The organism is Paraplanobispora takensis (assembly GCF_016863195.1).
GTDB lineage: Bacteria > Actinomycetota > Actinomycetes > Streptosporangiales > Streptosporangiaceae > Planobispora > Planobispora takensis.
In genome coordinates, this window is the sequence record NZ_BOOK01000010.1 from 223896 (window position 1) to 249803 (window position 25908).

Below are 25908 nucleotides of genomic sequence, written 5' to 3' on the forward strand. Positions count from 1 at the left end.
GGCGCGTGGCACGCTGGAGGCGTGAACGTCGTGGTCGTGCCGGGAAACGAGGGCGGCGGCCTGCTGCGTCCCGAGGGCCGGCCGGCCGTGGCGGTGCCGGACCTGGCGGCCGCGGTGCGGGAGCTGGAGACCGGGTGTGGACAGCGGCGCTCCGCGGAGGGCGGCGGCGCCGGGCGCGCGGAGGGCGGCGCCGGTGCGCCGCGCTGGGTCTGGGCCGACACCCGCGAGGTCTACCCCGCCCTGCTCCGGCGGGGCGTACGGCTGTCGCGCTGTCACGACCTGGCGCTGACCGAGGGGCTGCTGCTGGCTCACGAGGGCCGCTACGGCGAGCCCCGCTCGGCCCGCGCCGCCCACGCCCGGCTGCACGGCCTGCCGGTCCCCGACGACCACACCGCGCCCGAGGCGCGGCAGGCCACGCTGTTCGACGAGGAGCCGCCCCCGCTCGACGCCGAGATGGTCGCCGAGGTCCACGCCGACCAGCTCCGGCGGATCGAGGCGCTGCCCGACCCGCACCGGTTCCGGCTGCTGGTGGCGGCCGAGTCGGCCGGGGCGCTGATCGCCGCGGAGATGGGCCACGACGGCATGCCGTGGCGGCGGGCCGAGCACGACGCGCTGCTGCTGGAGATGCTCGGACCGCGCCCGGTGCACGGCATGCGCCCGGCCAAGCTCCAGGTGCTGGCCGACCGGGTCGCGGCCGTGTTCGGCACGGCGTTCAACCCCGACTCCTCCCAGCAGATCGTCAAGGCCTTCAAGGCCGCGGGGACGACCGTCTCCTCGGCCAGGGCGCACGAGCTGCGGCGGATCGACCACCCCGGCGTCGAGCCGCTGCTCGCCTACAAGGAACTGGCCAGGTTCTACAGCTTCCACGGCTGGGCCTGGGCCGACCAGTGGGTCCGCGACGACCGCTTCCGGCCGGAGTTCGTGGTGGCCGGGGTGGTGACCGGCCGGTGGGCCACCAGCGGCGGCGGCGCGCTGCAGCTCCACAAGACCATGCGCAGGGCCGTGATCGCCGACGAGGGCTGGACGCTCGTCGTCGCCGACGCCGCCCAGCTCGAACCCCGGGTGCTGGCCGCGATGGCCGGCGACGGCGGGCTGGCCCGGGCGGCCGGGCAGATCGACCTCTACCAGGCGCTCGCCCAGGCGTTCGGCGGCGAGCGCGACCACGCCAAGATCGCCATGCTCTCGGCGATGTACGGCGGGACCAGCGGTGACGCCCCCAAGCTGCTGGCCGTGATGCGGCAGCGCTTCCCGGCCGCCTACCGGTTCGTGGAGGACGCCGCGCGGGCGGGGGAGGAGGGCCGGCTGGTCCGCTCCTGGCTGGGCCGCACCTGCCCGCCGCCCTCGGCCCGCTGGCGGGAGCTGGTCTCCGGCCCCGAAGGCATGCGGGCGGCCCGCGACCGGGGCCGTTTCACCCGCAACTTCGTGGTGCAGGCGACCGCGGCGGAGTGGGCGCTGGCGCTGATGGCCGTCCTGCGCGGCCTGCTGCCCGATCCCGCCCGGCTGGTGTTCTTCCAGCACGACGAGGTGATGGTGCACTGCCCGGCCGAGCTGGCGGACGAGGTGGTCGCCGCGGTCGGCCGGGCCGCCGAGGAGGCGACCCGCCTGCTGTTCGGCGCCACCCCCGTCCGCTTCCCGATGGGGGCCGTCGCCGTGCGCTGTTACGCCGACGCGAAATAGAGCCCTCGCGGCAGGGCCCTCACACCCCGGCAGCGCCCGCACCGCAGGCCCCGCCGAGCCGGGGAGCCGTGGCGCTTCCCGGGACCGGGCCGGAGGGCGGCGGTCATCGGCGGTCGAGGGCCAGCCAGAGGCCGGTGGCCGTGACCAGGACCGCCACGGCCGCGCCGAGCGTGCCGTAGGACAGGACCTCCACGATCACCCCGGCGATGACCGTGCCGGCGGCGCCGCAGCCGTTCATCACCAGGTCCGACAGGCCCTGCACCGAGGGACGCCGCTCCAGGGGCACGGCCTCGGTGAGCATGGCCGAGCCCGAGACCAGGCAGCACGACCAGCCCAGGCCGAGCAGTATCAGCCCCGCGGTCACCTGGGCCACGCCGTGCTCGCCCGCCGTACCGGCCAGGACTGCGGAGACGAGCAGCAGCGCCATGCCCAGGACCAGCACCCGGACCCGGCCGATCCGGTCGGCGAGCCATCCCACCAGCGGGGACAGGACGTACATGCCCACGACGTGCAGGCTGATCACCATCCCGATGATCGAGAAGCCGGCGCCGTGCTGGTGGAGGTGGATCGGGGTCATGGACATGATCGACACCATCGAGGTGTGACCGACCGCGATCGCGGCCAGCGCCCGCAGAGCGGCCGGCGACTCGCGCAGCGACCGCCAGGCCGTGCCCAGCGTGCCCCTGGGCTTGCCCGCCGCCGTCTCCTCCGCCTGCGGCGCGGCCAGGGAGCGGGCCAGGACCAGGGGGTCGGGGCGGAGACCGGCGGAGATGATGATCACTGCGAGGGTGAAGGCCAGCAGGGCCAGCACGAACGGGCCGGTGTAGGGGGCCAGGCCCAGCCGCCGGCCGAGGTCCTCGGCGGGCTGGGCGAGGTTGGGGCCGGCGACCGAACCGATGGTGGCGGCCCACACCACCCACGACAGGTGCCGGGCGGCGTGTCCCGGAGGGGACAGGTCGGTGGCCGAGTAACGCGAGGCCAGGTTGCCCGCGCTGCCGCTGCCGAACAGCACCAGCCCGGCCAGGAGCAGCGGCCAGGACCCGATGGTGATGGACAGCACCGCGAGCAGGCAGCCGAGGATCGCGCAGCCGTAGGCCAGGGTCAGGCCCGTCCGCCGCCCGCCCCTGCCGGCGGCCTTGGCCGTGGGCAGGGCGAGCAGCGCGGCGCCGAGCACGGTGGCGGTGCCCGCCAGCCCGCCCACCGCCTTGGAGCCGGACAGGTCGGTGACCACCACCGAGCTGAGGGTGAAGCCTACGGCGACCCCCATCCCGCTGGTGATCTGCGCGGCGGTCAGGACGCCGAGCGTCCGCCGCTGCACCGCGGCGACGTGCGCGGGGGGTGAACCGGTGGGTGTACGGGCTGTGGTCACGAGTGAAGTCTGCCATCACTCGTGACGCTTCTCCCGTGGATAAACACCGCAAGCCCCGCCCCGCGCCCACATTCCGGAGTCCGGAGGTCAGATCCCGGGGTCGAAGGTGGAGAAGAAGGTGTCGATCGTCGTCCGGCTCTTCTCCCAGTCGAGGTCCTTGACCAGGATCGAGATCTGGTAGGCGCTGTCGCCGCTGACCACCACGTAGCGGGTCAGGCCGTGCATCGGGACGATGCCGCCGGGCTGGACGTAGGTGTACTCCCAGTCGGCGGCCTTCCAGCCGCCATAGGTGACCGGCGTCACCCCGACCTCGATGTACTCGTCCAGGCCGGTCTTGTCGACCTTGCCCAGCGCGGAGACCGGGTCGGCCACGGGGACCTCGGTCACGACGAAGGTCCGGCCGCTGTTCTTCGGCCCGGAGAAGGTGACGGTGCCGTTCTCGCCCGCCTTCACCGTCCAGTTGCCGGGCACCGCGGCGGAGACGCCGCCCCCGCTGAGCTTCTTGAAGCCCTTGGGGATCTCGGCCTGCGCGCGGGACGATGCGGCCGGGTCGGCGGGCGCGGAGATCGCGGACGCGGAGGAGGGCGTCTCGACGTCGGAGGAGTCGCCCTGCGTCAGGAGCAGCACCGTGGCGATCACCACGCCCACCGCCCCGACTCCGGCGACCAGCATCAGGCGCGTGGTCGGGCGCCCGTCGCGCATCCAGTCCTCGCCGGAGGAGTCCCGGCGGCGGGTGCTCCTGCGGCCCTCGGAACGGGCGCTCTCGCGCCCCCGTCCCGTCCGGGCCGGAGCGGTGTCCAGGGCCTCGCGGGCGGAGGCCTGCACCGGCAGGATCGGCGGGACGGGCGCGCCCGTACCGGGGGCGGGCCGGGCCGCCGCGCCCCGGGCGAACTCGCCGGAGGCGCTGCGCAGCGAGTCGAACGGGTCGGAGTCGAGCAGGTCGCCGGAGGGCCGGTTCAGCTCCGCGGAGGTGCTGCGCAGGGCGTCGTAGCCGCGCCGGGGGCCGCCGGGCGGGCTGCCCGGAGCGGCGAACGGGTCGGCTGAGGGCGCGGGGGAGGCCGGCATGTCGGTGCGGTGCGCCCCCGAGGGGCCGGACAGCGCGTCGTAGCCGGCCGGGTACCCGCCCGACTGGCCGCTCTGCGGGTCGTAGGGCACGCGCACCGGGCCCGAGGGGGTCTCGATGATCCGCGAGGGCATCGGTCCCGACGGCGCGTCCAGCGGCGGCATGAGGTGCATCGGCAGGGAGTTGCCGGGGACCGGCATCACCGCCGGGACCTGGGAGTTGGGCCCCCGGTTGGGGGTGTTGGAGCCGTGGCTGCGCAGCACCTGCTCCAGCAGGTCCGACACCTGGGCGGCGGGCATGCGGTCGGCCGGGTTCTTGCGGAGCAGGCCGTCGATGACGCCGGTCAGCGCCCCGGCGCGCTGCGGCCGGGCGGGCTCCTGGGTGAGGATCGAGCCGAGGACGGCCATCGCGTCGGGCCCCTCGTACGGCGGCCGCCCCTCGACGGCGGCGTACAGCGTGGCACCGAAGGACCACAGGTCGGCCGCCTGCGTGATCGGCTGCCCGGACAGCCGCTCCGGCGGGATGTAGGCGGGCGAGCCCATCAGCAGGCCGGTCTGGGTGATCGTGACGTCGCCCTCGATGGCGGCTATGCCGAAGTCGGTGAGCACCACCCGGTCGGCGGTCAGCAGCACGTTGCCGGGCTTGATGTCACGGTGCAGGATCCCGGCGGCGTGCGCGTGGCGCAGCGCGTCCAGGACGCGGATGCCGATCTCGGCGGCCTGGCTCACCGGCAGCGGCCCGCTCTGCCGTACGGCCTGCTCCAGGGACCAGGCGCGCACCAGCTCCATCACGATCCAGGGGCGGCCGTCCTCCTCGACGACGTCGTGGACGGTCACGATGCCCGGGTGGCTTATCCGCGCGGCCGAGCGCGCCTCGCGCATCATCCGGCGGTGGGCCACCTGCTTGCCCGCGTGGTCCAGCCCGTAGGGGAGGATCAGCTCCTTGACCGCGACGTCCCGGTCGAGCAGCACGTCGTGCGCGTGCCAGACCATGCCCATGCCGCCGCGGCCGACCGGTGACATCAGGCGGTAACGCCTGCCCACCAGTCGTCCCTGGCCTTCCGGCGCACTCCCGGTGATGTTCGCACCCTCCGGTCCAGGGGGCACTCTGCCGACCAAACGATCCGCTGACATACCCCGCTCCCCCAGCCCAAGCCCTATTTGTGAGGTTGAACACGATATCGGGACCACAATCAGCAATGGAAGCTGGGTCACCAAGAAAGCGTTCCGTGATATTTGTCAGATGCTGATGTGCTTTGTGTGACTTGCATGATAGATGAGCTTTGACGTGCGGGGACACGTAGTGCCCGTGGGAGCGCTCACTCCGCCGGGATTCATTAAAAACGATCACTTATCCCATTGGCGCGGCGTCCGCCAGCGCGGCCAGGGCGGCGGTGAAGGCCGAGGCGGGCGGGCTGACCAGCCCCGCGCCGACCTGCCCGGTCCCGGCCACCCGGCCCGCGATGCCGGTGTTCACCGTGGGCAGCAGGCCGGTCCTGGCCACCAGCGTCACGTCCACGCCGACCGGCGTGCCGCGGAAGCCGAGCCCCGGGATCTGGTAGGCCGGGTGCTCGGCGAGGGTGATCTCGTACATCGAGCGGGTGGCCGCCACCGCTTCGGAGACGTCGCCGCCGACGAACCTGACGATCGCCGGGGCCGCCGCCATCGCGAAACCGCCCAGGCCCGCCGTCTCGGTGATCGTCGAGTCGCCGATGTCGGGGTTGGCGTCCGCGGGGCCGTACGCGCCGAGATAGAGCCCGTCGGGCACGCCCGCGGGACCGGTGAACCAGCGGTCGCCCAGGCCGGAGACCTGGACGCCGAAGTCGGTGCCGTTGCGCGCCATCGCCACGATCATGGTGGAGCCGGGGATGCCGCGGGCCGCGTCGGCGCTCACCTTGCAGGCGGCCATGCCCGGGTTGAGGAAGAAGTGGTCGTTGCCGCCCGCGAAGCGCAGCACCTCGGCCGCGTGCCCCGGGGCGGCCTCCACCACGGCCGGGGCCAGCTCGCGCACCAGCAGCGAGGTCGCGGCCCGGTTGCGGTTGTGCAGCTCGTCGCCCATCTGCAGGGCCTGCGCGATCAGCGACCGCAGGTCCAGCGGCCCGGTCAGCTCCAGCGTGGCCCGCAGCACCGGGCCGAGCACCTCGCCCATCCAGCGCAGCCGCCCGATCACCTCGGGCCCGTAGGCGCCGTAACGCAGCACCTTGCCGAGCCCCTCGTTGAGGGAGCAGTAGGCGGTGCCGCCGTGCTCGGCGTCGTGCACCTCGAACATCCACATCGACGGGCTCACCACACCCGCCATCGGTCCCACCGTCCGGTGGTGGTGGCAGGAGTCCAGCCGGGCGCGGCCGGCGGCCAGCAGCCTCTCGGCCTCCTGCGCGTCGGAGGCCAGTCCCTCCAGCAGCATGGCGCCGATCAGCGCGCCGCGCATCGGCCCGGACGCGCGCTCCCATTCGATCGGCGGCCCGGCGTGCAGGAACGTGCCCGGGGGCAGGTCCAGCACCTCGTGCGCGGGCCGCACCGCGACCAGCCGGGGACGCGCGGAGGTCAGCCTCCCGGCGGCCCGGGCGTTGGCGGCGGCCCGGCGCGGATCGGCCAGCACCCGCGCCAGGTGATCCTCGGTGCCGGGCATCGGCGGGCGCCAGTCCACCCGCACCCGCGGTACGGCCTGCGCGTCCAGCGCCTCGCCGAGCAGGTCCGCCCCGGCCGTGATCACCTGGGGTTCGCCGGAGAGCATGGGCAGCGTCAACGGGTGCTCCTGACGGGGACGGGCGCGCCTGCCAGGCGCGCGGCGTACCGGGCGGCCTGCGCGTTGGAGGCGAACACGCGGGCTCCGGCCGCGCTCAGCGCCCGCCCCTGCGCGGCCAGCCCCTGGGGGTCGCCCTCGGTGCCGACCAGCGCGACGACCACCGGCACGCCCCGGGAGACGGCCGCGGTGATCGCGGGCGCGAGCCGGGCGGACGGGTCGGGGTCGGCGCCGTGGCCGAGGACGACGTCGAGCAGCGCCACGTCGCCGGGGGGCACCGCGGCCAGGGCCTCCAGCCGGAGCGCCGGGTCGATCATGGGATGGGCGCGGCCCCGGGTGTACTCGTCGTCGCCGTAGTCGGTGAACTCCCCGGTCCCGGCCACCAGCCGAGCCTCGGTGCAGAGCGTCCCGCCCGAGTAGATCCCGCGCAGTCCCCTCGCGCTCACGGCGTCACCGGATTCCGGGACGACCGCGCCGCCGCCTCCGTGCGCCCCCGGCGGGCCCGCGTTCCCGTTCGCGCCGGGTCCCCCCGCGTTCACGGCGGCACCGGTCCAGCCGGCCTCGCCGGTCTCGTCGGCCTCTCCGGCCGCGGGCCAGGACGGCCACGCGGGCGGCTCGATCCCCAGCGCCCGCAGGACGGACTCCGCCGCGGCGGTCAGGTCGTCCCGGCCGGGGCCCAGGAAGGCGGTCACCACCGGGGTGGAGAGCTTGCCGGCGGCCTGCCGTACGGCGTCGGCCACCCCGGGGGCGGGCGGCTTGGAGATCAGGACGATCAGCTCCGTCGCGGGGTCGGCGTCCAGGGCCTCCAGGGCGCGGAGCGTGGACAGCCCGCCCACCTCGGCCGACAGGTCCCGCCCGCCCACGCCCAGGACGTGGCCGGTCCCGACGCCCGCCAGGTCCAGCAGGCACGTCACCTGCTGCGCCCCGGTCCCGGAGGCCGCGACCACCCCGACCGGTCCCGGCCGCAGCACGTTGGCGAATCCGAGCCCCGCCCCGCCGACCACGGCGGTGCCGCAGTCGGGCCCCATGACCAGCAGGCCGAGCTCGCCCGCGCGCCGCTTGAGCAGCACCTCCTGCTCGACCGGGACGTTGTCACTGAAGATCATCACGGACAGGCCCGCGTCGAGCGCGTCCATCGCCTCGGCGAACGCGTACGGCCCCGGCACCGAGACCAGGACCAGCGCCGCCCCTCCCGGAGCGCCCCGCCTCCCGTCGTCCGTCCCCGCGGAGTCCGTCGGAGCCCCGCCCCCCGTCCCCGCGGCGCCGGGTGCGTCGACGAGCCGGGCGGCGGCGCGGACGGTGCGGGGCGGATGTTCGGCCGCGGCCGGGCCCCGGGTGCGGGCCGCGAGACCGGACAGCAGCCGGTCGAGCTCGGCGGCGGCCAGATCGGCGGCGCCGGGATCGGCGGCGCGCACCGCGACCAGCAGGTCGGCCGGGCCCGCCGGGGGAAGCTCGAAGCCCAGCTCGGCGGTGATGCCGAGGTTGAGCCCGGTGGCCATGGCGACCACCGCGACCTCCACCCCGGGCAGTGCGGTGACCGCCTGGCTGACCCGCATCAGGCTCACCGAGTCGTGGTACACCCCGGTGCGGACCTGGACCAGATCGCTGCTCACCTGCCCCCACCTCCGCGATCGCCCTTGTCGCGGCGGCCGCCGCGGGGAGATCCCGCGCGGGAGGACCCGCCGCCGTTCTGCCCCGCGAGACCGGCCACGGCGGCCAGGCCGATGCGCATCCCGCACGCCAGGTCGGCGCCGGAGGTGTGGCCGAGCCCGAGCAGCCGGTGCAGCGCGGGCTCCAGGGCCTGCCGTCCGGCCAGGCCGCGCAGGACCGCGAGGACCTCGCCGCTGGCCTCGCCCCGGGCCGCGCAGTGCAGCAGCGTCGCCGAGATGGGGGTGGTCCTGCCGCGGGCGTCGAAGGTCACCGCGGCGGCCAGCCAGTCGGCCAGCCAGACCGCGCGGTCCACCCCGGCCGCCGCGCCCAGGTGGCGCAGCGCCACCAGCAGCCCGGCCAGCACGTCGTCACCGCTCGGCGTCAGGCCGGGCCCCAGGCCGACGAGCTGCTCGGAGGCCATGATGCCGTTCAGCAGCGAGGCCTCGGCGCACGCCTCGGCCAGCAGGGCGACGGCGCCGTTGCCCTCCAGCCCGGGGCGCCTGGCCGACCTGTCGCACAGCTCGGTCAGCTGGGGCAGCGCGTGCGCCAGCCGTACCGGGTCGACCGGGCCGAGCGGCGGGGCCGGGTCCCACCAGCGGTGGGCCCGCAGGCTGAGGTGCCCGACCTCGATCGAGCCGTCTCCGACCGAGGCCTCGTCGCCCACGGTGACCCGGGGCAGCGGGGCGTTGAGGACCACCGCGTTGGGCAGCCGGGTGGCCTCCCCGGTGACCACCGCCACCACGTGGGGTTCCAGCTCCGCGCGGACCTCCAGGTAGACCCCGGCGGGAAAGGCCGCCAGCACCCGCGCGGGACGGCGGGGCGACTCCAGCACGGGGCGCAGGATCGCGCTGGCCGCACCGGTCGCCTGTGCCCGTGTGTGCGCCCGGTGTGTTCGCGGGCGCGTTCCGACCGTCACCGGCCCTCACCATCCATGGCCCGACGGTAGAACGGCACGCGATCAGCCCCGTACGGAGAAAGCTGCCAACAGTCCGCCCAAAGGTTGGCTCTTCCTGACAGACGGTTCCGTCGGTAACAATCGCTCCATGGAACCCCCCGTGCGCCTGGCCAGCACCGGAACGATCACTCACGGCGTCGCCGTCGGCGAGGTCCTCGGCGTCTCGACCCTGGCCGGGGCCCGGCTGATCGCGGGGGAGCGGGGCCTGGACCGCATCGTGCAACGGCTCAACGTGATGGAGGTCCCCGACATCCTCGCCTGGGTCAAGCCGCACGAGCTGCTGCTCACCACCGGCTACCCGCTGCGCAACACGCCCCAGTCGCTCGACCGGCTCGTGACCGACCTGGACGACCGGGGCCTGGCCGCGCTGGCCATCAAGCTCGGCCGCTATCTGGACGAGCTGCCCGACGAGATGGTGGAGCAGGCCGACCGGCTGGGCTTCCCGCTGATCCAGCTCCCCGACGACGTCGGCTTCGACGACATCCTCAACCAGGTCCTGACCGACATCCTCAACCGGCAGGCCGCCGTGCTCGCACGGGCCGAGGAGGCGCACCGGGCGCTGGTGCAGGTGGTGCTGGCCGGGGGCGGGCTGCGCGAGGTGACCGCCGAGGTGGCCGGGCTGCTCGACGTGGCCGTGGCCGTGGTCGACGGCGCCGGTCAGACGCTGGCCGCCGCCGGGCCGCCCGAGTACGTGGCCGCCATGCGCGGGGTCCCCGACGAGCGCCGCACCGTCGTGCCCGTCGTGGCGGGCGGGCACCACCACGGCCGCATCGTCGCCTACGGCCCCGCCGGGGCGATCGACGACAACGACGTCGGCATCCTGGAACGCGCCGCCACGGTCGCGGCGCTCGTGGTCACCCGGCAGGAGGCGGTCAACGCCGTCGAGAGCAAGTACCGCGCCGACTTCCTGCGCGACGTGCTCACCGGCAGGGCCGGCACCTCCGAGCGGGTCGCCTCCAGGGCCGCGGCCTTCGGCTGGGACCTGGAGCGCCCGGTCGTCGTCCTGGTGGCCGAGCTCGACCCCGAGAGCGACGAGCGGACCGCCCAGGACCGCCTGATCTCCTGCTGGAGCGCCGCGCTGCGCCGCCACGACCCGCGCGGCGCGGTGGCCGGCTTCTCCCACGAGGTGGTCGCCGTCGTGGACGCCGCGGCCGACTCCGTACGGCTGGCCAAGGACGCGGCAGCCGCCTTCTCCGAGTGCCTGCCGGCGACCTTCTCCACCGGCGCCAGCCGTACCGCCACCGGGGCCGAGACGCTTCCCGAGGCGTACGGCCAGGCGCTGAAGGCCGCCCGGGTGGGCCGTCAGCTCCACGGGCCCGGCGCGGTGGCCCACTTCGACCAGCTCGGCGTCTATCGGCTGCTCTCCCTGGTCAGCGACACCGCCGAGCTGCACGCCTTCGTCCGCGAGACCCTCGGCCAGCTCGCCTCCGACGACGACGCGGAGAACGCCGACCTGCGCCGCACCCTCCAGGTGCTGCTGGAGACCAACCTCAACGTCGCCGAGACGGCCCGGCGGCTGCACTTCCACTACAACACGCTGCGCTACCGGATCGGCAAGCTGGAGCGCATGCTCGGCAACTTCACCGAGGACGCCCACCTGCGGCTCAACCTGACCCTCGCGCTGCACGTCCTGCGGATGCGCGGCATCTGACCACCGCTGACACGCGGTGCCTGAGGCCCGGCAGGGGGGCCGGGTCCTAAGCTGTGGGCGTGCGAGAGACCTTTGAACTGACGACCGACTACATCCCGCTGTGCGACCTGCTGAAGTACTGCGCCGTCACCGACACCGGCGGCCAGGCCAAGCACTTCATCGCCGAGGGGAACGTCATGGTGGACGGCGAGGTCGAGCTCCGCAAGACCTGCAAGATCCGCGCCGGTCAGGTCGTCACCGGTGACGGTTTCGAGATCGAAGTGGTCGCTGCAGGAGGCTGACCGGGTCCCTCACCGGGTGTCCCCGCCGGTTGTGCGTAAGCCGTCCTCTGGTCGGCGGCTCAGATTTGGCAGATCATGACGATGTGAGGGCGGGTTCACGGTCCTAATGTGCCCGCAACGGCAGCAGTGAAAGATCCGCCGGAGGGAGCCTGCGGGGCGGCCACCGACCGACGGCCCGGGAAAGGTGGGCTTGATGGTTGCAGGATGGACCAAACACGGAGACGGACGCACCCTGGCGCCGGGGGAGGTCGTCAAGCCTGAGGAACGCCTGTCCTGGCCGCGCATGGTCGGGTTCGGGGCCCAGCACGTCATCGCGATGTTCGGCGCGACGTTCGTCTTCCCCGTCGTCATGGGACTCGACCCCAACGTCGCGATCATGATGTCGGGCATCGCGACGATCCTCTTCCTGCTCATCGTGAACGGGAAGATCCCCAGCTATCTCGGCACCTCGGCGTCCTTCGTCGGAGCGGTGGCCGCCATCCGCGCGGGCGGCGGCGACAGCGTGACGGTCACCAGCGCGATCCTGGTGGCGGGAGCCGTACTGGCCCTGTGCGGATACCTCATCCACCGGCTGGGCGTGCAGATCATCCACCGGATCTTCCCGCCGGTGGTCACCGGCGCGGTGGTCATGCTGATCGGCTTCGGCCTGGCCTACGTGGTGGCCCGCTTCTACTGGCCCGCCGACCAGTGGATCGCCCTCATCACCATGCTCGTCACCTTCGTGGTGATCGTGCTGTTCAAGGGCTTCATCGGCCGGATCGGCATCCTGATCGGCCTGGTGGCGGGCTTCATCCTGTCCTGGGCGGCGGACCGGATCTTCGGGAACATCACCGCCTACAACGCCGCCACCGGCCAGGTGGACACCCACCCGAGGGTCAGCCTCGACGCGGTGGCCGACGCCCCCTGGATCGGCCTTCCGGACTTCCACCTGCCCACCGACTTCAAGGCCTCGGCGATCCTGCTGGTGCTGCCCGCCGTCATCGCGCTCATCGCGGAGAACATCGGGCACGTCAAGGCCGTGGGCGAGATGACCGGCGTCGACGCCGACCCCTACGTCGGCCGGGCGCTGATCGGCGACGGCGTCGGCACCATGGTCGCCAGCGCCGCGGGCGGCTCGCCCACCACCACCTACGCGGAGAACATCGGCGTCATGGCGGCCACCCGGGTCTACTCGACCCTCGCCTACTACATCGCCGGAGTCATCGCGATCCTGTTCGGCCTGTGCCCGAAGTTCGGGGCGCTGGTCGCGGCCACGCCCAACGGCGTGCTCGGCGGCGTCACCGTCATCCTCTACGGGATGATCGGCCTGCTCGGCGCCAAGATCTGGATCGAGAACCGGGTCGACTTCTCCGATCCGGTCAACATGGTGCCCATCGGCGCGGGCATCATTATGGCGATCGGCCCGGTCGACATGGTGATCACCGAAGACTTCACGCTCTCGGGCATCGCGCTGGGCACCATCGTGGTGCTCGGCGGCTATCACCTGCTCCGGGCCCTCTCCCGCCGCGACGCTTACCCCGGGCCGCGCGACGACCACCCCGAACGAGAGGCAACCGGTTGAAGCCACCCCCCTTCGACTATCACGCCCCCCGCTCCGTCGCCGAGGCGCTCGACGTCCTGGCGGCGGAGGGGGAGCGGGCCAAGGTGCTCGCGGGCGGCCAGAGCCTGATCCCGCTGCTGAACATGCGGCTGGCCGCTCCCGGGCACCTGGTGGACATCAACCGCCTGACCGAGCTGGCGGGCGTCGAGGCGGAGCCGGACGGGGTCCGGATCGGGGCGCTGGCCCGGCACGCCGAGGTGGAGCGTTCCGAACCGGCCGCCGCCGCCCAGCCCCTGCTCCGCCAGGCGCTGCGGCTGGTGGCCCATCCGGTGGTCCGCAACCGGGGCACCGTCGTGGGCAGCCTCGTGCACGCCGACCCGGCCGCCGAGCTCCCCGCGGTGCTCACCCTGCTCGGCGGCTCGGTACGGCTGGCGCGGCGCGGCGGGCCCGGCACCCCGGCCGCGGGCGTCTCCGTCTCACCGGAGGTCCCGGCGGGCGGTTCTCTCACCGTGCGGGACGTTCCGGCGGGCGATTTCTTCACCGGCCCGCTGGAGTCGGCGGCCGGTCCCGGCGAGCTGGCCGTCTCCGCCTTCTTCCCCGCCCTGCCCCCGCGCTCGGGCACCGCCTTCCGCGAGGTGGCCAGGCGGCACGGCGACTACGCGCTGGCCGGCGTCGCCGCCCTGGTCGTCCTGGACGACGACCTGCGGATCACCTCGGCCGCGGTGGCGTGCGTGAGCGCCGGTCCCGTCCCGCTGCTCGTCGAGGTCACCGGCGAGTGCGGGCACCGCCCGCCCGCCTCCGCCGGCTGGGCCGGGGCCGCGCGCGCCGTACAGGACCGCGCCGAGCCGGAGGACGACATCCACGCGACCGCGGGCTACCGGCGGCACCTCGTCGGGGTGCTCGCCGAGCGGGCGCTGCGCGACGCGGCGAGGGAGGCCCTGAATGGCTGAGCGGACGCACGACATCACGCTGGTGGTCAACGGGACGGTCAGGCGGGCCGCGGTCCCCGGGCGGCGCCTGCTGTCGGACTGCCTCCGGCACGACCTGGGCCTGACCGGCACGCACGTGGGATGCGAGCACGGGGTGTGCGGGTGCTGCACGGTGCTGCTGGACGGCGAGCCGGTCCGCTCGTGCCTGACGTTCGCGGTCACCGTGGACGGGCACGAGATCACCACGGTCGAGGGCCTGGCCGACGGCGAGCGGATGTCCCCGGTGCAGCGGGCCTTCGCCGAGTGCCACGGCCTGCAGTGCGGCTTCTGCACCCCCGGCTTCCTGTGCACGGTCACCGCCATGCTGCGGGACAACCCCGTGCCCACCGAGGAGGAGGTGCTGGAGGGGATCTCCGGCAACCTGTGCCGGTGCACGGGCTACCAGAACATCGTCAAGGCCGTCCACCGGGCGGCCGAGATCATGGCGGAGGAGTCGTGACCGGGCGGCGGCCGCGCACCGCGGCGGTCCTCCGGAGTCGACCGGGCGCGCGGAAGGCGGAGCGGTGACGACGAAGCTGTTCGGAGAGCCCGTCCGGCGCCGGGAGGACCCGCGCCTGCTCACCGGCCGCGGCCGCTATCTCGACGACCTCGGCCGCGACGCGCTGGCCGCGGCGTTCGTCAGGTCGCCGCACGCGCACGCCGTGATCCGCGACATCGACGTGTCGGCCGCGCTCGACGTGGACGGGCTGGTGGCGATCTACACCTGGGAGGACCTGCCGGACCGGCTCGCCGAGCCGCTGCCGCTGCTCATCCCGCACCCGGCCCTGACCCACGGCCGCACGGCCTACCCGCTGGCGCGCGACCGCGTGCGGCACGTGGGCGAGCCGGTCGTCATGGTCGTCGCCCGCGACCGCTATGTCGCCGAGGACGCCTGCGCGCTGATCCGGGTGGACTACGAGCTCCTCAAGCCGGTGGTCGGGGTGGAGGAGGCCGCCCAGTCGGCGCAGCTCGTCCACGACGACGTGCCGGGCAACGTCGGCGCGCACATGGTCCAGGAGGTGCCCTCGGCCGGCGGGCTCGACGTGCGCGAGGTCATCGAGGACGCGCCGCACACGCTGGCCTTCCGGCTGGACATCGAGCGCAGCGCGTCCACGCCGCTGGAGGGGCGCGGGGTGTACGCCCGCTGGGACGCCGACGACTCCTCCCTGCGGGTCTACTCCAGCACCCAGACCTCCACCAGCGTCCGCATGGCCGTGGCCGCCAAGCTCGGCCTGCCGCTGCCCAAGGTCGAGGTGATCGCGCCGGACGTCGGCGGCGGGTTCGGCGTGAAGATCGTGCACCCGTGGCCGGAGGAGGTCCTGCTCCCGTGGGCGGCCATGCTGCTGGACCGCGAGGTGAAGTGGACCGAGGACCGGCGCGAGCACTTCGTCTCCTCGGCGCACGAGCGGGCCCAGGTGCAGTTCGTCCGGGTCGGCTTCGACGACGACGGGCGGGTGCTCGGCCTGGAGGTGAGCATCCTGCACGACCACGGCGCCTACACGCCGTACGGGATCATCGTGCCGATCATCACCTCCACCCAGCTGCCGGGGCCGTACAAGATCGGGTCCTACCGGGTCGAGTTCTCCTCCGTCTACACCAACACCGTGCAGGTCACGCCGTACCGGGGGGCGGGCCGCCCGCAGGCGGTGTTCTGCATGGAGCGCACGATGGACCGCATCGCCGACCATCTCGGGCTGGACCGTACGGCGGTGCGCGCCGTCAACTTCATCCAGCCCGAGGAGTTCCCCTACGACCAGGGGCTGATCTTCCAGGACGGCCGCCCGCTGATCTACGACAGCGGCGACTACCCCGAGTCGCTGCGCATGCTGAAGGAGCTGATCGGCTGGGACTCCTTCCCCGCCGAGAAGGAGCGGGCCGCGGCCGAGGGCAGGCGCATCGGCATCGGGATCGGCTGCTACGTCGAGGGCACCGGCGTCGGGCCGTACGAGGGCGGGCACGTCCAGGTCACCTCCGACGGCCGGGTGCACGTCTCGACCGGGCTGACCTCGCAGGGCCAGGGCCACGAGACCGCGTTCGCGCAGATCGCCGCGGCGGAGCTGGGCGTGCCGCTGGAGAGGGTCTCGGTCGTCACCGGCGACACCCGCAGGTTCGGCTACGCGGTCGGCACCTTCGCCTCGCGCGCCGCGGTGATGAGCGGCAACGCGATCGCGCTGGCCTGCCGCAAGGTCAGGGAGAAGGCGCTGCGGATCGCCGCCGACGCGCTGGAGGCCGACCCCCGCGACCTGGAGATCACCGACGGGATGGTCCACGTGGCCGGCACGCCCGGCGCCGCCATCCCGCTGGCCACCGTGGCCGTGCTGTCCAACCCGCTGCGCTATGCCTTCGACGAGGAGGCGGCCCGCGCCACGCAGTTCGCGGGGGCGTCCTCCTTCGACAAACCGCCGGTGCCGGAGGGCGACGAGCCGGGCCTGGAGGGGCGCGACTACTACTCGCCGATCCGCTCGACCTTCGCCTCCGGCATGCACGCGGCGATCGTCGAGACCGACCCGCTCACCGCCGAGATCCGCATCCTGCGCTACGCCGTCGTGCACGACTGCGGCAACCTCATCAACCCGATGATCGTCGAGGGGCAGATCCACGGCGGCGTCGCCCAGGGCGTCGGGGGCGCGCTGTACGAGCGGATGGTCTACGACGGCCACGGCCAGCTGCTCAACGCCTCGTTCATGGACTTTTTGATGCCGTACGCCACGGAGGTCCCGCACGTGGAGACGGCGCACCTGCAGACCCCGTCCCCGCTCAATCCGCTGGGCATCAAGGGCGCGGGCGAGGCGGGGGTCATCCCGGTCTCGGCGGTGATCGCCTCGGCGGTCGAGGACGCCGAGGGCATCGCGATCGACAAGATGCCCATCTCCCCGTCGGAGCTGTTCGACCTGCGCCGCGCCGCCTCCTGAGCCCGCCGTACCGCGCGGCCTCCCGGGTCCGCCGGGCCGGGCCGCCCGGGAGGTTGCGCCCCGGGTGGCGAATTGTTGCGGAAGGGGTGCGGAAAACCTCAGGTCACGCCCACCGGGCCCGATGGGTTCGGCTGCCGCCACGGATCGGCGGCCGGAACCCGGGGAAGGGCAGGGCGTGATGAGCAGTGGATCGAGTAGCGCGGCGGTCAGGACCGGCTGGTCCCTCTTCCTCCTCTTCGCCGTCGCACTGCTGACGGGCGTGATCCTCCCCGCCCCCGCCTCGGCCGCGACCGGGCTGAAGCCCGCGGCGGCGGGGACGCGGGCGATGTGGCTGTGGGACATCGGTACGGCGCAGCCGGCGGACGTGCTGGCCTGGGCGAAGGCCCGGGGCGTGAAGGAGATCTTCGTCCACGCCGCGGCGGGGCTGCCCTCCGACACCGCCCGGATGACGAGGCTGCGGGAGCTGAAGCGCGGTGCGGACAAGGCCCGCATCCGGCTGAGCGCGCTGGGCGGCGACCCGGCGTGGGCCACCGACCACGCCGCGGCGCGGGCCTGGCAGCGGGCCGTCCTCGGCACCGGGTTGTTCGCCGGCAGCCACGTCGACGTGGAGCCGTACGCCCTGCCCGCCTGGCAGACCGACCAGGCCGCGCTGGCCGCGGGCCTGGTGGAGATGCTGCGGCTGCTGCAGGCCGACGACTCGCGCCCGCTGGAGGCCGACATCCCGTTCTGGTATCACACGATCCCCACCGGTTCGGGCGCCACGCTGGCCGACGGGGTGCTGGCGCGGGTGGACGCGGTCACCGTCATGAGCTACCGCGACACCGCCACCGGGCCGAACTCGATGACGGACGTCAGCGCCGACATCCTCGCCCGCGGCACGAAGGCCGGCAAGCCGGTCCGGCTGTCCGCCGAGACCGGCCCGCTGTCCGACTGCCCGCACTGCACCTTCCACGAGGAGGGCGCCGCGCGCATGGCCACGGTCCTGGCCGGCGTCGACTCGGCTGCCCGGGCCCACCCGGCCTTCGCCGGCATCGCGGTCCACCACTACGCGTCCTGGCGGACGATGAAGCCCTGACCGGTCTCCCGGACCCGGAGACGGTCCCGAGGGGTCAGCGCAGCGCCTCCACGCGGGCCGGGACGTGCTTGTGCCACGGCGTGCCGGCATAGGGGTCGCGGTCCTCGGCGGAGGTCAGCTCGTTGGGGGCGACACCGGTCACCGTGCCCCCGTAGTCCAGGCCGAGGCCGTTGGGCAGCGAGACGTGACCGCGCTGCAGGCTGTCGGTCAGCTCCACGGTGACCTCGGCGCTGCCCCGGCGGGTGGTCAGCCGGGCCGCCCCGCCGTCGGCCAGGCCGAGATCGGCGGCGTCGTCCGGGTTGACGCGCAGCACGCCCGCGCCGTCGCGGCGGCGCCAGGCGGGGTCGCGCACGATGGTGTTGGCCGTGAACGCGCGGCGCTCCCCGGCGGAGAGCACGAACGGGAACGCGGGGTCGGAGCGCGGGACCCCGCCGAGCCGGGAGATCTCCTCCAGCAGCTCGGGGATCTCCAGATGGATCTTCCCGTCCGGCGTGCCGACGCGGGCGAGCGCGTCGCCCGGCTCGTCGACCGCGAACACCACGCCCGAGCGGCCGTTCAGGACGGCGTCGAAGAGGTTGTCGCCCAGCTCCAGGCCCTCGCCCGGGATCCCGGCCCGCCGTACGGCCTGCGGATGGGCCAACGCGACCTTGTGCGCCAGCGCCCACAGGGACGCCGCCGCCGCGGCGCCGTCGGGCAGGGACGGACCGAGGGTGCGGTACAGCGCGACCGGGGCGACCGTGGCCAGCGCCGGGTCGGCCGACACCGCGGCCAGGAACGCCTCGGCGAACGCGGCCCGGCCCGCAGACAGCGCCTCGCGCAGCGGGACGAGGTCCGGGACCGCGCCGAGCGCCTCGCAGAGCCGGGCGTGGATCTCGGGTTCGGGCAGCAGGTCCGAGCCCGGCGGCGGGTCCAGCACCGGGGCGCGCAGGTGGAAGTAGTTCGACGGGGTCTCGAAGTTGAAGAACGTCGCCTCCCACTTCTCGAACTGGGTGGGCGCGGGGAGCACGTAGTCCGCCAGCCGGGCGGTCTCGGTCATCGCGACGTCGACCACCACCAGCAGGTCCAGCGCCTGCAGGGCCTCGCGCATCCGCGCCGAGTCGGCCAGCGAGTGCACGGGGTTGGCCGTCTCCACGAACATCGCCCGGTAGCGGGCGGGATGGTCGGTGAGGATCTCCTCGGCGATCACGTTGCCCGGGACCAGGCCGGAGATGATGCGGGCCCCGGCCACCGGGCTGAGGCGGTCGCGCCGGGGACCCCAGTGGGAGAAGGAGACCATCGGGGCGAACGGGATGGGCGGGTTGTTCGTCCCCGTGCGGCCGAAGTTCCCGGTGAGCAGGTAGATCAGGTTGTCGAGATAGCTGTTCAGGGTGGAGTGCGGGGACATCTGCACGCCCAGGTCCTCGTGGACGGCGACGCCGTCGGCGGCGGCGATCCGCCGGGCGGCGCCGCGGACCAGTTGCTCAGGGACGCCGCAGCCGGCCGCGTACTCCGCCACCGGGACCTTCGAAAGGACCGTCGTGACCTCGTCGAGCCCCACGGCGTGCCGGGCCAGCCACTCGGTGGCGACCAGCTCCTCCTGGACGAGGACGGCCGCCAGGGCGGTCAGCAGCCAGGCGTCGGTGCCGGGCCGTACCCGCAGGTGGATGTCGGCCAGTTCCGCGGTCTCGGTGCGCCGGGGGTCGACCACGATCAGGCAGCGGTCCGGGTCGCGGGCGATCTCGCGCAGCGCGGGACGGGCCCGCGGGATGCCGTGCGACTGCCAGGGGTTCTTGCCGATGAACAGCGCCACCTCGCAGTGCTCGACGTCGCCGAAGGCCACGTTGCCGAACATCCGGTCCCCGACCCAGAACTGGCCGGTCTTCTCCTGCGCCAGGGCGTTGGAGCGGTAGCGGGCGCCGAGGGCGCGCATGAAGGACCCCGCGTAGGACCCGCCCAGGTGGTTGCCCTGCCCGCCGCCGCCGTAGTAGAAGATCGACTCCCCGCCGTGGGCGTCGCGCACGGCCGCGAACCGCCCGGCGACCTCGGTGATCGCGATCTCCCAGGAGACGGTCTCGAAGGTGCCGTCCGGACGGCGGCGCAGCGGGTGGGTCAGCCGGTCGGCGCCGTTCTGGTAGTGGTCGAGCCGGAGCGGCTTCTCGCAGGTGTATCCCCGGGACGAGGGGTGCCGCCTGTCGCCCCGGATCCGGTCGAACCTCCGCCCGTCGAGGCGGATCTCGATCCCGCAGTTGCACGCGCAGAGCACACAGGCGGTGGGCTTCCAGTCCATTCGGGCTCCCTGTGTTCGATTTTTGAACTCAGGCTAGCCGAAGGAGATTCCGTTGTCTGCGGGCGAGCGGAAAACGGCGCCGCGGGATCGGCTCGCGGGGTCAGGCGGCGGGGATGGTGAAGGTGAAGCGGGTGCCGGGGTCGGCGGGGCTGTGCTGCACGTCGCCGCCGTGCGCGCGGACCAGTTCCCGGGTGATCCACAGTCCCAGCCCGACCGACTCGGGGCTGGTGTCGGCGCTGCTGAACCGGGAGAACAGGGCCTCGCGTTTCTCCTCGGGCACACCGGGACCGTGGTCGCGCACGTGGACGGCCACCATGCCCCCGGTGGTGGGCTCGGCGCTGACGATGATGGGCGGGGCGCCGTGGCGGATGGCGTTGGCGGTGAGGTTGACCAGGATCTGCTCCAGCCGCTGCGGATCGGCCCGCACCGTCAGGTCGGGGTCGACCGCCATCCCCACCGGGGCGGTCAGATAGCTGACGGCGTCCTCGACCGCGGCGTGCAGCCGGATGGGCCGCAGATCGAGATGGAGGCCACGGCTGTCGATGCGTTCGGCGTCCAGCAGGCTGGTGGCCAGCCGGCGGATCCGGTTGGTCTGACGCAGCGCCGAGGCGATGATGGCGTGCCGCTGCTCCGGAGGCAGGACGTCGCCGTCCTCGTCCAGGGTCTCCAATGCGAACTGGACCGAGGTCAGCGGGGAGCGCACGTCGTGGGCCAGCGTGGCCGTCAGCGCCGCGCGCCACCGTTCCATGCGCTGGATGGTCTCGCGGGCACGGTGCTGGCGGTTGACCTGCCGGGAGATCAGCGCGCCCACCGCCATCGCCGTGGGGACGAACAGGGTCGCACCGATCACCACCACCGCCCCCCGGTCGTCGACGGCCAGCGGGACCACGTAGGCGAGCGCCGTGAGCGGCCCCATGGCCAGGACTGCCGTCGTCGGGAAGTGCAGGCCCACCCAGACGAACAACAGCATGAAGAACGGCGCCGTGCCGACCGAACTCCCCTCGAAGGCCAGCGTGCAATAGCCCAGGATCCCCAGCACCGGCAGGCACAGCACCAGGGGAAGCCGGGGATCGAACCGCTCCCAGGGGAACAGCCACGTCCCCGCGGCCAGGGCCAGGAGGGCGGCCGCGATCACTATGACCGCCCCTCGATCCCCGGGCGGCGCTATCAGCAGTCCAGCCAGGGTCAGGGCCACCCCCATGACGAAAACCAGTGCCATCTGCCGCGCGGCGTGTCCGGTGCCCTCCTCCGGCGCGGCCTTCTGATCCGCCATCGCTCCCCCCGGTAGCAGGCGCCTCAACCTGCAACGATAACAACCGGCGAAGGGTCAGGGGCAAACGGTGACCGTGTTCCGCCGGTCCGGCGGCGTCCGCGGCGCGCCGGGGTCCGCGGGTCAGGTCTCGGCGGTCTCGGGGTCGGGGAGATCGCGCATGCCGCGCAGAGGGGAGAGCAGGAGCGGCACCGCCGACAGCGACGTGAGCGCCGCGCTGATCCACAGCGTGGTGCGGGCGCCGAACGCCTCGCCCAGGAGCCCTCCGGCGAGGCCGCCGAGGGGGAGGGTGCCCCACACCACGAAGCGCATGGTGGCGTTCATCCGCCCGAGCATGCGTTCGGGGGTGACGGCCTGGCGGAAGCTGACCTGGCTGACGTTGTAGAGCACCACGCCGATGGAGTTCATGAAGCTGCCGACGACGAAGAGCCCCAGCCGCCATCCGGGTTCGGTGAGCGGCACCAGGAACATGAACGGCTGGGTCACCAGGATGGACAGCCAGATGAGCCGCGCCGAGCCGACCAGGCGGGCGGCCCGGCTCACGACGACCGCGCCGACCAGGCCGCCGACGGCGGCCGCCGAGAACAGCAGGCCGACGAGCCCCGGGACGAGACGGAGCTCCCGGACGAGGAAGATCATCTCCACGGCCACGAAGACGCCGTTGGCGAAGTTCCCGGTGGCGGTGGAGGCGGCGACCATCCGCAGGATCCGGTGCGCGGCCACGAACCGCAGGCCCTCCCCGATCTCCTTGAGCAGCCCGCGGCGCCCGGCGCGGTCCGGCACCTGCTCGGTGGCGTCGATCCGCCCCAGGAACAGCGCCGAGCCGAGGAAGCTGATCGCGTCCACCAGCACCGCGACCGGCGCGGTGAGCAACTGCACCAGCCCGCCGCCCACGGCCGGGCCGGCCACCCCCGCCGTCGTGCGCACGATCTCCAGCTTGGCGTTGCCGTCCACCAGCCGGTCACGGCTGACCAGGCTCGGCAGGTAGCTCTGGTAGGCGATGTCGAAGAAGACCGTGGCCAGGCCCGTTCCGAGCGCCACGCCGTACAGCTGCGGCATGCTCAGGCCCCCCAGCCACCAGGAGACCGGGACCGACGCCAGCAGCACCCCCCGGACCAGGTCGGCGGCGAGGAGGATCCGGCGTCGCGCCATCCGGTCCACCCACACCCCCGCGGGCAGCCCCACCAGCAGGAAGGCCGCGGTCTCCGCCGCCACCAGGAGCCCCGTCTCCAACGGGCTCGCCTTCAGCGCCACCACGGCCACGAGCGGGAGGGCCAGCAGGCTGATCTGCGTGCCGATCTGACTGATCGTGTCGGCACCGAACAGGAGCATGAAGTTCCGGTGCCGGAACAGGCTGGCGGAAGTCATCCGGGTATCGTGGCGATGATCGCAGTCTTCCCGCAACCCCCATCCGCCGGACCATCAGGCCGGAACTCCGCCGCCGCCGCGGCAAGGAGCGGGAGCCCGTACGGGAAAGCTCTGACGGGGAGACGGCGGTGGGTCAAGATTGGTGGGTCCCGGTGTTCACACCGATCCGGAGGTACGGCATGCGCGTCGCCCGGATGCTGGCCGTCGTCTCGGCGCTGGCGGTGATGACGGGCTGCGCTTCGGGACCGTCGCTGGAGGACGCGGCGGCGGAGCTGCAGAAGGACACCCAACGCCTGGAGACCGACGAGCTTTTCAAGAATCCACTCAGTAAACTCCAGATTTTGGAGCGTCCGGCCAAGGACATCCCCTGTGGCGACGGCACGTTCAAACGAGTGTTGAGGGCTACCGCTGATGACGAACGCGCGGATGAACCGCTAGACGCTCACCTGGACCGGGCTCAGGGGGTGATGGAGAACACTCTTTCTCAATTTTTCGGTTACAAACTGGAGCACGATTTCAGCCAGGCGGATAGTGAGAGCGGACGGTTGGTTCGGGGAGCGAAGGAGAATTTTGGCATCACCATCGCTGTGGACGTGATGCCGGAACCTCCTACGTGGCGGCTGCGCGCGGAGACGAGATGCCTGCCGGGCTGAAATCGAACCAGGTCAGCCCCAGATCTTCATGAGTTCTCTCGCCTGCTCGTTGCTTTGGAAGCGGGAAGAGTACTCGATCTTTTTGTCCAGCCTGTCGTCGCTGTCCATCCAGCGCTCGTAAGGTGTCAGATTCTCACTGAGAATCTGCTCCCAACGCTTATTTTTACCTGCGGCCTCGCGTCTGGCCTCGGCGACGAGCTCGTCATAGGTCTTGAGGTCACCGGTTTTCTCGCTGATGAGTTCCGCAGGTATGTCCGCGGTTGGATAGCCGGCGCTGTGGAGCAGATGGGCCAGGTCATACTTCTGACGTAGGACGAAGTCCGACCGGGCGGCCGTGAGCTCCTCGACCCGCGTCTCGAAGCTGTCGGCCCAGCCGTCGAGGAAGGAACTGACTCCGTAGGCCTTGGCGATCTCCCAACCCACTTGGGCCAACGGGTCGGCGAGGGGAATGCCGTCGATCCCGAGTGACGCACTGTTCTTGATGACGTCGCGGATCAGGTCGTCCGTGGCATCCTTATCGCCCCGTACTTCCAGTGCCGCCTTGAACTCGAGACCGCCGATGTCACCGAACATCCTCGCTGCGTCCTCGAAGTGTCTGGTTGTTCCCTGGGCGTCGAGGCGGGCTGCGGTGGTCAGGGTGTCGTAGCGGAAGCGGGCCATGGTGGTGTCGAAGTCGTCGGTCAGGCGTTTGTCTCCGGCGAAGGTCCGCAGGAAGCCGAACGTGTCGCGGGGGCTGAGGTAGAAGGCGGGGGTCACGCCGGGGACGGCGATCCAGTTGTCGGGGAGGTCCATGCCGGAGGTGCGGTAGACCGCCTTGTCGAAGCGGCCGCCCGAGGCGAGTTCGTGGACGTACGACTTCGCGATCGTGCTCATGGAGCCCCGGGCCGCCTCCGGCAGTTTCTCGCCGAGGGAGCCCGCCGCCAGGATCGTGTCCAGTGCGAAGGCCGCGGCGGCCGGGCGGTGATCGCCCGGGCGTTCGGTCGTGACGCCGGTGCCGGCCTCCACGGCCCGGCCGAAGGCGGCGGCGACGTCGTCTCCGGTGTCGATCGTCAGGGCGTAGTCCAGGATCTGCTTCATCTTGTCGGCCCGGCCGAGCCTGACGTCGGCCCCGCCCATCTTCGTGAACGCCTCCCGCGCGGCCGTCCCGTCCCCGGCGAGCAGTCCCAGGCCCAGCGCCACCAGGTCGGGGGAGAGGTCGTAGGCCCTCGTCTCGACGGGCCCGGCGGCCCGCCAGTCCTGCCGGGGCGCCCCGGTGAACCCGTCCAGCGCCAGGGACCGGGCCGCCGCGCTGCGGACGGCCGCGGGGAGGCTCACGCCCTGCAGCAGGGCGAGCCGGTTCCACGCGGTGGCCCTGTCTGCTGGTTTCAGCAGGTCGTTCCTGACCTCGGCGAAGGCGGGGACGGCAGGGGGAGCGCTCAGGGCGGCGCCGAGGGCCCTGCCGAAGGCCGACAGGTCGGCCTTGGCGGTCTGGCTGCCCGTGCGGGCGATCCGGGTGGCCAGCGAGTCGCGGACATGCGGGGGCAGCAGGGCGAAGAAGGCCGCGGCGGCCTGGGGGTGGCCGGCCAGCCGGGCGACCTCGTCGGCGTGCTCGTGGATGAGCCCCGCCTGCAGTTCGCCGCTGAAGTTCACGAAGATGTCGTGGCCGTACATCCGGGCCAGGCCCCGGGCGGTCTCGAAGGACTCCAGATCGCCGGGGAGGCTGACGAACGCCCGGTCGTCCCCGCCGTTCAGGGCCTGGATCAGGTCGGCCCGGTCGCGGAGCGCGGAGACCTGGCCGCGGCCCCACTCGGCGATCTCGGAGATCTCCCGCAGCGCCGCGGTGCCGACCCCGTTCGCGCCGAGCCTGCGTTCGAACTCGGCGCAGAAGGCGGTCAGCCCGGCGGAGGCGTCCCGCAGGTCCGCGGCCATCCGGCTCATCTCACCGGGGTCGATGCCGCAGAACTCGTCGGTCGGCGCCACGGTGAGGACCTCCTTCGACGGTCGCGTGCTCACAGACGCCCGGCCAGCTCCCGCCGCGCGGCGTCGGCCTGGGCCCGGGTCACCAGGGGAGGGTGGCGGCGCAGTTCGTCCTCGACGGCGTCCACCACCCGCTGCGCCAGGCGGGCCAGCCGGCGGTGCCGGTCGTCCGCCTGCTCCGTCCACGCGGTGGCCGCGGGGCCCGTCCACACCTTCCCCGACTGCATCGCCTGGACGACGCGCCGGTAGGCCGTGCGGACCTCGGCCGCCCGCTGCTCGGCCTCCGCCAGGAGTTCCCGCAGTCGCAGATGGCGCGGGTTGGGCACCATCGGCTCGGTCATGGCGGCCTCCGCTCCCTCCCGGACCCCCTGCTCGGAGAAAACACCACCCGACACGCTAGACATGGCAGGTCACGCCGACAAGGGCAACGGCTTCAGAGCATCCGCCGACGAGGCGGTATCGGCGGAGACGGGCGATATCGCCTCGCGAAACGGGCCCAGAGGGCTCGCGGA

General features: G+C 73.2%; 19 protein-coding genes. 9 read left to right on the top strand and 10 right to left on the bottom strand.

The window, feature by feature from the left end:
- Positions 1-21: 21 nt before the first annotated feature.
- The gene (locus tag Pta02_RS08560) at positions 22-1677 is read left to right on the top strand and encodes a bifunctional 3'-5' exonuclease/DNA polymerase (protein WP_203874148.1); all 1656 of its coding nucleotides are present in this window, start codon (positions 22-24) and stop codon (positions 1675-1677) included.
- 103 nt (positions 1678-1780) lie between these two features.
- Here Pta02_RS08560 and Pta02_RS08565 read toward each other — a convergent pair whose 3' ends face one another.
- The 5 genes from Pta02_RS08565 to Pta02_RS08585 all read right to left on the bottom strand — a co-directional run bounded on the left by Pta02_RS08565 (position 1781) and on the right by Pta02_RS08585 (position 9333).
- Entirely contained in the window at positions 1781-3046 is a 1266-nt protein-coding gene (locus tag Pta02_RS08565; protein ID WP_239129917.1) for an MFS transporter, read from the bottom strand.
- A gap of 87 nt (positions 3047-3133) precedes the next feature.
- Positions 3134-5152, bottom strand: a complete 2019-nt coding sequence (locus Pta02_RS08570) for a serine/threonine-protein kinase (RefSeq protein WP_239129922.1) — start codon at positions 5150-5152, stop codon at positions 3134-3136.
- 307 nt (positions 5153-5459) lie between these two features.
- The gene (locus Pta02_RS08575; protein WP_239129924.1) at positions 5460-6854 is read right to left on the bottom strand and encodes a YlbE family protein; all 1395 of its coding nucleotides are present in this window, start codon (positions 6852-6854) and stop codon (positions 5460-5462) included.
- Complete coding sequence (locus Pta02_RS41855) at positions 6851-8464, bottom strand: AllF/FdrA family protein (RefSeq protein ID WP_203874150.1); 1614 nt, start codon at positions 8462-8464, stop codon at positions 6851-6853. Before Pta02_RS41855 ends, Pta02_RS08575 begins: the two co-directional genes overlap by 4 nt.
- On the bottom strand, positions 8461-9333 hold the full coding sequence (locus Pta02_RS08585) for an oxamate carbamoyltransferase subunit AllH family protein (protein ID WP_239129926.1): 873 nt from the start codon (positions 9331-9333) through the stop codon (positions 8461-8463). Before Pta02_RS08585 ends, Pta02_RS41855 begins: the two co-directional genes overlap by 4 nt.
- A gap of 211 nt (positions 9334-9544) precedes the next feature.
- Between Pta02_RS08585 and Pta02_RS08590 the strand changes: the two genes are divergently transcribed.
- The 7 genes from Pta02_RS08590 to Pta02_RS08620 all read left to right on the top strand — a co-directional run bounded on the left by Pta02_RS08590 (position 9545) and on the right by Pta02_RS08620 (position 17883).
- Positions 9545-11107 (top strand): PucR family transcriptional regulator, encoded by a 1563-nt coding sequence (locus tag Pta02_RS08590; RefSeq protein WP_203874152.1) that lies wholly within the window; start codon positions 9545-9547, stop codon positions 11105-11107.
- A gap of 59 nt (positions 11108-11166) precedes the next feature.
- Positions 11167-11388, top strand: coding sequence for an RNA-binding S4 domain-containing protein (locus Pta02_RS08595; RefSeq protein ID WP_203874153.1), 222 nt, complete (start codon positions 11167-11169; stop codon positions 11386-11388).
- A 193-nt stretch (positions 11389-11581) separates the two neighbouring features.
- Positions 11582-12949, top strand: coding sequence for a uracil-xanthine permease family protein (locus Pta02_RS08600; protein WP_203874154.1), 1368 nt, complete (start codon positions 11582-11584; stop codon positions 12947-12949).
- Positions 12946-13878 carry an FAD binding domain-containing protein gene (locus tag Pta02_RS08605; protein WP_203874155.1) on the top strand — a complete coding sequence of 311 codons (933 nt, stop codon included), beginning with the start codon at positions 12946-12948 and terminating at the stop codon, positions 13876-13878. Before Pta02_RS08600 ends, Pta02_RS08605 begins: the two co-directional genes overlap by 4 nt.
- Positions 13871-14356, top strand: coding sequence for a (2Fe-2S)-binding protein (locus Pta02_RS08610; RefSeq protein WP_203874156.1), 486 nt, complete (start codon positions 13871-13873; stop codon positions 14354-14356). The genes Pta02_RS08605 and Pta02_RS08610 overlap by 8 nt, the downstream gene beginning before the upstream one ends.
- Positions 14357-14420: 64 nt before the next feature.
- Positions 14421-16808, top strand: coding sequence for an aerobic carbon-monoxide dehydrogenase large subunit (gene cutA, locus Pta02_RS08615; RefSeq protein ID WP_203874157.1), 2388 nt, complete (start codon positions 14421-14423; stop codon positions 16806-16808).
- 178 nt (positions 16809-16986) lie between these two features.
- A complete protein-coding gene (locus Pta02_RS08620) occupies positions 16987-17883 on the top strand; it encodes a hypothetical protein (protein WP_203874158.1) in 897 nt (298 codons plus the stop codon).
- Positions 17884-17917: 34 nt separating this feature from the next.
- Here the strand turns inward: Pta02_RS08620 and Pta02_RS08625 are convergent, their stop codons facing one another.
- The 3 genes from Pta02_RS08625 to Pta02_RS08635 form a co-directional block, all read right to left on the bottom strand.
- A complete protein-coding gene (locus tag Pta02_RS08625) occupies positions 17918-20149 on the bottom strand; it encodes a molybdopterin-dependent oxidoreductase (RefSeq protein ID WP_203874159.1) in 2232 nt (743 codons plus the stop codon).
- Positions 20150-20249: 100 nt separating this feature from the next.
- Entirely contained in the window at positions 20250-21422 is a 1173-nt protein-coding gene (locus tag Pta02_RS08630; protein WP_203874160.1) for a sensor histidine kinase, read from the bottom strand.
- 120 nt (positions 21423-21542) lie between these two features.
- A complete protein-coding gene (locus tag Pta02_RS08635) occupies positions 21543-22787 on the bottom strand; it encodes an MFS transporter (RefSeq protein ID WP_203874161.1) in 1245 nt (414 codons plus the stop codon).
- A 179-nt stretch (positions 22788-22966) separates the two neighbouring features.
- On the opposite strand from Pta02_RS08635, the gene Pta02_RS08640 reads away from it, so the two are divergent.
- Positions 22967-23440, top strand: coding sequence for a hypothetical protein (locus Pta02_RS08640; RefSeq protein WP_203874162.1), 474 nt, complete (start codon positions 22967-22969; stop codon positions 23438-23440).
- A 12-nt stretch (positions 23441-23452) separates the two neighbouring features.
- On the opposite strand, the gene Pta02_RS08645 is transcribed toward Pta02_RS08640, so the two are convergent.
- Positions 23453-25399 (bottom strand): hypothetical protein, encoded by a 1947-nt coding sequence (locus Pta02_RS08645; RefSeq protein WP_203874163.1) that lies wholly within the window; start codon positions 25397-25399, stop codon positions 23453-23455.
- Between the two features lie 29 nt (positions 25400-25428).
- A complete protein-coding gene (locus Pta02_RS08650; protein ID WP_203874164.1) occupies positions 25429-25791 on the bottom strand; it encodes a hypothetical protein in 363 nt (120 codons plus the stop codon).
- Positions 25792-25908 lie beyond the last annotated feature (117 nt).

Bases quoted from the DNA above. Each gene is read 5' to 3' on its own strand.
- Pta02_RS08590 (WP_203874152.1), top strand. From the start codon at position 9,545: ATGGAACCCCCCGTGCGCCTGGCCAGCACCGGAACGATCACTCACGGC.
- Pta02_RS08600 (WP_203874154.1), top strand. From the start codon at position 11,582: ATGGTTGCAGGATGGACCAAACACGGAGACGGACGCACCCTGGCGCCG.
- Pta02_RS08610 (WP_203874156.1), top strand. From the start codon at position 13,871: ATGGCTGAGCGGACGCACGACATCACGCTGGTGGTCAACGGGACGGTC.
- Pta02_RS08620 (WP_203874158.1), top strand. From the start codon at position 16,987: ATGAGCAGTGGATCGAGTAGCGCGGCGGTCAGGACCGGCTGGTCCCTC.
- Pta02_RS08625 (WP_203874159.1), bottom strand. From the start codon at position 20,149: ATGGACTGGAAGCCCACCGCCTGTGTGCTCTGCGCGTGCAACTGCGGG.
- Pta02_RS08630 (WP_203874160.1), bottom strand. From the start codon at position 21,422: ATGGCGGATCAGAAGGCCGCGCCGGAGGAGGGCACCGGACACGCCGCG.
- Pta02_RS08635 (WP_203874161.1), bottom strand. From the start codon at position 22,787: ATGACTTCCGCCAGCCTGTTCCGGCACCGGAACTTCATGCTCCTGTTC.
- Pta02_RS08640 (WP_203874162.1), top strand. From the start codon at position 22,967: ATGCGCGTCGCCCGGATGCTGGCCGTCGTCTCGGCGCTGGCGGTGATG.